Annotated in this window: 9 protein-coding genes; 7 read left to right on the top strand and 2 right to left on the bottom strand. The window is 63.3% G+C overall.

Annotated elements, in window-relative coordinates; all coding sequences use genetic code 11:
• The first annotated feature begins 231 nt into the window (after nucleotides 1-231).
• Genes EOA36_RS20515 through EOA36_RS20485 form a run of 7 tightly spaced genes read left to right on the top strand, consistent with a single transcriptional unit; the run spans nucleotide 232 to nucleotide 6102 of the window.
• The gene (locus EOA36_RS20515; protein ID WP_127279177.1) at nucleotides 232-1128 is read left to right on the top strand and encodes a sugar ABC transporter permease; all 897 of its coding nucleotides are present in this window, start codon (nucleotides 232-234) and stop codon (nucleotides 1126-1128) included.
• Between the two features lie 17 nt (nucleotides 1129-1145).
• Nucleotides 1146-2012: a carbohydrate ABC transporter permease gene (locus tag EOA36_RS20510; RefSeq protein ID WP_127279176.1), complete on the top strand. Its 867-nt coding sequence runs from the start codon at nucleotides 1146-1148 to the stop codon at nucleotides 2010-2012.
• Between the two features lie 4 nt (nucleotides 2013-2016).
• A complete protein-coding gene (gene ugpC / locus EOA36_RS20505) occupies nucleotides 2017-3114 on the top strand; it encodes a sn-glycerol-3-phosphate ABC transporter ATP-binding protein UgpC (RefSeq protein ID WP_127279175.1) in 1098 nt (365 codons plus the stop codon).
• Nucleotides 3115-3119: 5 nt separating this feature from the next.
• Nucleotides 3120-4232 carry a mandelate racemase/muconate lactonizing enzyme family protein gene (locus EOA36_RS20500; RefSeq protein ID WP_127279174.1) on the top strand — a complete coding sequence of 371 codons (1113 nt, stop codon included), beginning with the start codon at nucleotides 3120-3122 and terminating at the stop codon, nucleotides 4230-4232.
• Between the two features lie 10 nt (nucleotides 4233-4242).
• Nucleotides 4243-4572 (top strand): L-rhamnose mutarotase, encoded by a 330-nt coding sequence (locus EOA36_RS20495; protein WP_127279173.1) that lies wholly within the window; start codon nucleotides 4243-4245, stop codon nucleotides 4570-4572.
• Nucleotides 4565-5650, top strand: coding sequence for a Gfo/Idh/MocA family oxidoreductase (locus EOA36_RS20490; protein ID WP_127279172.1), 1086 nt, complete (start codon nucleotides 4565-4567; stop codon nucleotides 5648-5650). Before EOA36_RS20495 ends, EOA36_RS20490 begins: the two co-directional genes overlap by 8 nt.
• On the top strand, nucleotides 5647-6102 hold the full coding sequence (locus tag EOA36_RS20485; RefSeq protein ID WP_167531368.1) for a MaoC/PaaZ C-terminal domain-containing protein: 456 nt from the start codon (nucleotides 5647-5649) through the stop codon (nucleotides 6100-6102). The genes EOA36_RS20490 and EOA36_RS20485 overlap by 4 nt, the downstream gene beginning before the upstream one ends.
• A gap of 10 nt (nucleotides 6103-6112) precedes the next feature.
• On the opposite strand, the gene EOA36_RS20480 is transcribed toward EOA36_RS20485, so the two are convergent.
• Together EOA36_RS20480 and EOA36_RS20475 are read right to left on the bottom strand one after the other, a co-directional pair.
• Nucleotides 6113-6910, bottom strand: a complete 798-nt coding sequence (locus EOA36_RS20480; RefSeq protein ID WP_127279170.1) for an ABC transporter permease subunit — start codon at nucleotides 6908-6910, stop codon at nucleotides 6113-6115.
• Nucleotides 6911-6912: 2 nt separating this feature from the next.
• On the bottom strand, nucleotides 6913-7653 hold a 741-nt coding region (locus EOA36_RS20475), incomplete at its 5' end, for a 2-aminoethylphosphonate ABC transporter permease subunit (protein ID WP_127279169.1).

Here is a 7653-nt window from a genome sequence, read left to right as displayed (position 1 = left end):
CGTCTATCCCGAGCTGCAGGCCGCGATCCTCGGCGACAAGACCTCCAAGCAGGCACTGGATGAAGCCGCCGCCAAGGCGACGCAGATCCTGCAGGACGCCGGCAAACTCTAACCAATGCTCCAAAGGCCGCCTCTCCCATCGTGAATGGGGGAGGCGATCGCGTCTTGCCGGTACTGTTCACCGGATCGGGCCTCGGCCCAACATTGCATGCCAGACACCAAAGGACCCCGATGAAGGGCTTCAAGCCATCCGCGCCATTCCTGCTGCTGCTTCCGGCTATCATCGTGCTGGCGGCGGTCGTCGTGGTGCCGTTGCTGCTCTCGCTCTATTCCAGCTTCACGCCGTTCCGGCTGACCAAGCCCGAGACGTTTTTCGTCTTCGTCGGTTTCCGCAACTATCTTTTGATCCTAGGCAACACCGATTTCTGGTGGGCGTTCGGGCGCACGGTTCTGCTGCTGACGATCGCGCTCAATCTCGAAATGCTGCTTGGCCTCGGCCTGGCGATGCTGGTCGAGAAGGCGACGCGCGGGCAGCGCATCCTGCGCACTCTGATGATGTTTCCGATGATGTTCTCGCCGATCCTCGTCGGCTTCCAGTTCAAGTTCATGTTCAACGACAATATCGGCCTGGTGAACAACGCCCTGCAGTCGCTTGGCATCACCAGGGATGCCATCCCCTGGCTGATCGAAGGCCATCTCGCCTTCATCGCCATCTCGATTGCCGAGATCTGGTCCTCGACGGCGATCTTCGCCATCCTGATCCTCGCCGGGCTGCTCGCCATGCCCAAGGAGCCGATCGAGGCGGCGCGCGTCGATGGCTGCACCCCGTGGCAGACATTCCGCTATGTGACGTGGCCTTTCGTCATGCCATTCGCCTACATCGCCATGACCATCCGCTCGCTCGACGTCGCGCGCGCCTATGACATCGTCAAGATCATGACCGATGGCGGGCCGGCGGGGCGCACCGAGCTGTTGTGGACTTTGGTGGCCCGCACCGCCTACAGCGACGGACGCATGGGCATGGCCAACGCCATGGCCTATTTCTCGATCCTGCTGTCGATCGCCTTCACCGTCTATTTCTTCAACAAGCTCGCCGCGGCGCGCACGCAGATCGGCGCTGAGTGGTGAAGGGCGGAGTGGTGAAAATGGACGAGAATTCTTCCGCCCGCCTGAAGCGCCGGCTCTTTGGTATCGTCTATCGCGTCGGCCTGTTCCTGGCGATGCTGACCATCTGCCTGCCCGGCCTCTGGATCGTGCTGTCGTCGCTGCGGCCGACGGTCGAGATCATGGCCAAGCCGCCGGTGTGGATCCCGCAGGATATCTCGTTCGACGCCTATGTCGCGATGTTCTCAGGCATCGGCAAGGGCGGCATCCCGGTCATCGAATATTTCCGCAACTCGCTGATCATCTCCGTGACCTCGACGGTGATCGCGGTCGCCATCGGCATGGCCGGCGGCTATGCCTTCGCGCGTTACCGCTTCCGCGGCAAATCCGGCGTTTTCCTCGGACTGATGCTGACGCGCACGGTGCCGGGCATCGCGCTGTCGCTGCCGCTGTTCTTCCTCTATGTGCGGCTCGGCATCATCGACACGCATTTCGGCCTGATCCTCGCCTATGTCGCGCTCAACGTGCCTTTCACCATCTGGCTGATCGACGGCTTCTTCCGCCAGGTGCCGAAGGACCTTGCGGAAGCGGCGCAAATCGACGGCTGCACGCGCTGGCAGGCCTTCTGGCAAGTCGAGTTTCCGCTTGCCGGCCCGGGCATTGCGTCGGCGGCAATCTTTGCCTTCCTGACCTGCTGGAACGAGTTCGCATTGGCCTCGCAACTGACCCGCTCGGTCAGCGCCAAGACGCTGCCGGTCGGCCTGCTCGACTACACGGCCGAGTTCACCATCGACTGGCGTGGCATGTGCGCGCTCGCCGTGGTGATGATCATTCCGGCGCTCACCCTCACTTACATTGTCCAGAAACACCTTGTCGGCGGCCTGACCTCCGGCGCGGTGAAAGGCTGACCCCATGGCAACGGTTTCCCTCAAAAAACTGACCAAGCGCTACGGCAATATCGGGATCGTGCATGGCATCGATCTCGATATTACCGACCGCGAATTCATCGCGCTGGTCGGCCCGTCCGGCTGCGGCAAGTCGACGACGCTGCGCATGATCGCCGGGCTGGAAGAGATCAGCGCCGGCTCGATCGAGATCGGCGGGCGCGTCGTCAACGATTTGCCGCCGCGCTCGCGCAACATCTCCATGGTGTTCCAGTCCTACGCGCTCTACCCGCATATGACGGTGCGCGAGAATCTAGGCTTTTCACTCAAGATCGCCGGGGCCGCCAAGGAAGACATGGACCGCCGCGTTGCCGAGGCTTCGGCCATCCTCGGCCTCGACACACTGCTCGACCGCCGCCCGTCGCAACTCTCCGGCGGGCAACGGCAGCGCGTCGCGATGGGCCGCGCCATCGTGCGCGATCCCGATGTCTTCCTGTTCGACGAGCCGCTCTCCAACCTCGACGCCAAACTGCGCACGCAGATGCGCACCGAGATCAAGAAGCTGCACGCCAAGGTGCAATCGACGGTGATCTACGTCACCCACGACCAGGTCGAGGCGATGACGCTTGCCGACCGCATCGTCATCATGCGCGACGGCCACATCGAACAGGTCGGCACGCCCGACGAAGTATTCCGGCGGCCGGCGACACGCTTCGTCGCCGGCTTCATCGGCTCGCCGCCGATGAACCTGCACGAGGCGACGGTCGACAATGGCCAACTGGTTTTCGCCAGCGGCGAAAAGCTGCCTTTGCCCGCCCAGTTCAAGGCCAACGTCGCCACCGGCGACAAGGTCGTGTTCGGGCTGCGGCCCGACGACATCTATCCGACCGGCCATGGCATCAGCTCCGGTGGTGCCGCTGACGTGCACCAGATAGAGCTGCCGATCACCGTCACCGAACCGCTCGGCAATGAGACGCTGGTGTTCGTCGAGTTCAACGGCAGCGACTGGGTCTCGCGCATGTTGAACCCGCGACCGCTGAAGCCGGGCGAACAAGTGGCGATGAGCCTCGACCTGTCGCAGGCGCATCTGTTTGCCGCCGACACCGGCAAGACTTTGCGGAGATGACCGACATGGCCAAGATCGAAAAGATAGAGTTGCGGATGGTGGACCTTGTGCCCAAGGTCAAGCGCACCGACGCTATCCAGAGTTTCGTCAGCCAGGAAACGCCAATCGTGACGATCACCGATTCCGACGGCGCGGTCGGCACCGGCTACAGCTACACGATCGGCACTGGCGGTTCCTCGGCGATGCGGCTCTTGTGCGACCATCTGGCGCCGCGCCTGATCGGGCGCGACCCCGACATGATCGAGGCGATCTGGCACGATCTGGAATTCGCCACGCATGCGACCACGATCGGCGCGATCACGGCGATCGCCATCGCGGCGATCGACACGGCGCTCTGGGATCTCAGGGCGAAGAAGCAGAACCTGCCGCTGTGGAAACTGGCCGGTGGCGCCAAGGACCGCTGCCCGCTCTACACGACCGAGGGCGGCTGGCTGCACATCGAAACGCAGGCGCTGGTCGATGATGCGCTCGCCGCCAAGGCCAAGGGCTTTCGCGGCTCAAAGGTGAAGATCGGCAGGCCGCATGGGTCCGAGGATCTTGCCCGCCTGTCGGCGGTGCGCAAGGCGGTGGGCGACGGCTACGAGATCATGACCGACGCCAATCAGGGATTCTCCGTCGACGAGGCGATCCGCCGCGCAGCCAGGCTGCGCGAACTCGATCTTGCCTGGATCGAGGAGCCGCTGCCGGCCGACGACATAGACGGGCATATCAGGCTGTCGACCTCGACGCCGACGCCGATTGCGATTGGCGAGTCGCTCTATTCCATGCGCCACTTCCGGGAATACATGCAGAAGGGCGCCTGCTCGATCGTACAGGTCGATGTCGGCCGCATCGGCGGCATCACGCCCTGGCTCAAGATCGCCCACGCGGCGGAAGCCTTCGACATTCCGGTCTGTCCACATTTTCTGATGGAACTACATGTCAGCCTGACCTGCGCTGTTCAGAACGGCCGGTATGTCGAGTACATTCCGCAACTCGATGAGTTGACCGGCAGGCACATGCGCATCGAGGATGGGCACGCGCTGGCGCCCGACGAACCGGGTATCGGCATCGATTGGGACTGGGACGCGGTGAAGAGCATGAGCATCGCCGAATTCACCAAGGCGATCACGGCATAAGGGAGCTGATATGCAGCGGATGGGATTTGTACTGGGGCTAAAACCGGAAAAGGTCGAGGAATATGTCCGCCTGCACGCCGCCGTCTGGCCTGATGTGCTGACAATGATTTCGGCCTGCAACATCAAGAATTACTCGATCTACCTGAAACGGCCGGAAAACCTGCTGTTTTCCAATTTCGAATACCATGGCACCGACTATGCCGCCGACATGGCCAAAATGGCCGCTGATCCCAGGACGCAGGAGTGGTGGGCGGTCTGCATACCTTGTCAGGAGCCGCTGGCGACACGCAAGGAGGGCGAGTGGTGGGCCGAGATGGACGAGGTTTTTCACCATGACTGAAGGGACTGAGGGCGGTTTCGACCCTGCCTCGCTCGTCCAGTCCTGGCCCAAACCCTCAAAGTCCCGGCCGATCGTCACCTTCGGCGCCGGCTCCATCGTCGGCGATGCGCATTTTCCCGCCTACCGGAAGGCGGGATTTCAGATCGCCGGCCTCTATGATCCGGACCAGGCCAAGGCGCGGGTCCTGGCCGACACATGGGGTGTGACGGCGTTCCGTTCGGCGGAAGAAGCCGCTGCAGTGAAGGACGCGATCTTCGATCTGGCAACGCCACCGGGGCGGCATGCCGAGATCCTGAAGGCTCTGCCCGACGGTGCGTTCGCACTGATCCAGAAGCCGATGGGCAACTATCTCGGCGAAGCAACCGAAATCCTCGAAATCTGCCGCGCCAAGAAGCTCAAGGCGGCGGTGAATTTCCAGCTGCGCTTCGCGCCGATGATGCTGGCGCTGAAGGACGCAATCGCCAAGGGTTGGCTCGGCGAGGTCGTCGACTTCGACGCCTGGCTGGCGCTGGCGACGCCGTGGCAGTTGTGGGAATTCCTGCTCAAGGCGCCGCGCGTCGAGATCGCCATGCACTCGATCCACTATCTCGACCTGATCCGGCAATTGCTCGGCGATCCCAAGGGCGTGCATGCCAAGACGCTTGGCCACCCCAGCCATAAGGTGGCGCAGACGCGCACCAGTGCCATTCTCGACTATGGCGACACGGTGCGCTGCGCGCTGTCGATCAACCACGACCACAAGTTCGGGCGCCGGCACCAGGCCTGCGAGTTCCGCATCAGCGGCACCGAGGGTGCGGCCTATCTGAAGCTCGGCCTCAACCTCGACTATCCCAAGGGCGAGCCGGATATTCTGGAGATCTATCCGAAAGGCGGGAGCGATTGGATATCAGTGCCTTTGGCCGGCGAATGGTTTCCCGACGCCTTCGTCGGCCGCATGGCCAATGTCCAGCGCTTTGCATCAGGCGAAGACGATGAGTTGATAAGCTCGGTCGACGACGCCTGGAACACAATGGCGCTGGTGGAAGCGGCCTATCGTTCGAGCGCGGCGCCTGCGACGCCGATCGCGGAAAGGCCCTGATGGAACAGATCACCTATTTCGAGGACTACGAGATCGGCTCGTCACGCCTCACCAGCGGCCGCACCATCACCGAGACCGACTTCATCGTTCATGCCGGCCACACCGGCGATTTCTTCCCGCACCACATGGACGCCGAATTCATGAAGACGACGCCGTTCGGCCAGCGCATCGCGCATGGCACGCTGGTGTTCTCGGTCGGCATCGGGCTGACGGCGAACGTGATCAACCCTGTCGCCTTTTCCTATGGCTATGACCGGCTGCGCTTCATCAAGCCGGTGTTCATCGGCGACACGATCCGTACGCGCACCACCATCGCGGCCAAGGAGGACGATCCGAAGCGGCCTGGGTCGGGACGCGTGATCGAGCGATGCGAGGTCATCAACCAGCGCGGCGAGGTGGTGCTGGCGGCCGACCATATCTACATCGTCGAACGGCAGCCGGCGCAGAGCTGAGCTTCAGCGCCTACGAACCGGTGGCACGCTTGGTGATGCGCTCCAGCCCAAGCAGCAGGACCAGCGTCGCCGCCACCAGGATCATGGTGAGCGCGGCCCCGGCAAAGATGTCACCACGATCGGTGAGCGAGAAGATCGACACCGGCAGCGTCACCCAGCCCGGCGGATAGACCATCACGGTCGCGCCAAGCTCGCCCATGGAGAGCGCGAAGCTCAGTCCGAAGGCTGCAACCAGGTAAGGCGCGAGCAAGGGCAGCGTGACATGCCAGAGCCGGTAGGCTGGCCTCGCGCCAAGGCTTGACGCGACCTGCTCGAAGTCGGGCGACAGCCGCGCAAGTCCCGCCGAGACGTTGCCGAAGGTGAAAGCCGAGATCAGCACGAAATGCGCGATCATGACGATTGCGATCGTGCCGTTGAGCAACAGCGGCGGATGGCTGAACGCAACCAGCAGGCCGAGGCCGACGGACACCGACGGCACGGCGCTCGGGATGAAGAACAAGAGGCCGAGCAGCCGCTTCAAGGCCGGCCCTTGCAGGCGAAGCGACAACGCCGCCCAGGTACCGCTGATCAGTGCCAATGCACTTGCGGCGAAGCCGGTGACGAGGCTCGCCTTGACCGCGTTCCAGGCCGCGCCCTTGGCGACGTCGGCATAGTGCTGCGTGGTCAAGCCATTGGGAAGCACGCCGTTCCATTGGTCGGCGAGGCTGGACAAGAGGATGACCGCCAGCGGCGCCAGGAACAGCACGCCGAAGATCAGCGCGAAGATCACCCAGATGATCAAGCGGCCGGAGCGCGACCAGACCAGCATGGCTAGACTCCCAACCGGCCGGCGGCAAACCGGTAGAGACCGAACAAGCCGAGCGACAGCGCGATGTTGACCACGGCGATGATGCAGGCGACCTGGTAGGCCGATTCCTGGATCGCCTTGCCGTAGATCAGCAGCGGCAGGGTGATGACGCCCTTGGCGCCGATGAACAGCACGATGCCAAATTCGTTGACGGTGAGCAGCAGGCAGAGACTGCCGCCAGCGACGAGCGCGGGCACCGCCGCCGGCAGGATGACTTGGGGGACAATGCGGAACGGCCTGGCGCCAAGCACGCTTGCCGCTTCGATCTGGCCGCGATCGACCAGCGAAAAGGCGGCGAGCAGCGGCCGCAGGATGAAGGGTGTATACACCGTGACTTCCGCCAGCACGACGCCCCAGGTCGAATAGAGGAAATCGACAGGCGGCAGCGGCAGCGAGAAGGCCTCCATCAGCCCCGAGTTGAGCATGCCGGCGGAGCCGTAAAGGAAGGTGAAGGCAAGCGTCACCAGGAAGGTCGGCAGGGCGATGAAGGTGTCGATCAGCCGGGCTATGAAGCCGCTGCCGGGAAACGGCACGAAGGCGAGGATCAGCGCCAGCAGCAGGCCGACGATCAGGCATCCGGCCGTCGCCGCGACCGAGATCGTCACCGTGTTGACCAGCGCGTTGAGGAAGAAGCGCGAATGCAGGACGCGGATGATCTCCGCGACATTGGCGACACCGCTGTCGTCGAGGAACGCCTGGCGTAC

Source organism: Mesorhizobium sp. M8A.F.Ca.ET.021.01.1.1 (assembly GCF_003998025.1).
GTDB lineage: Bacteria > Pseudomonadota > Alphaproteobacteria > Rhizobiales > Rhizobiaceae > Mesorhizobium.
The sequence above is the reverse complement of the archived record's forward strand: the minus strand, read 5'-3'. Positions and strand labels throughout refer to the sequence as shown.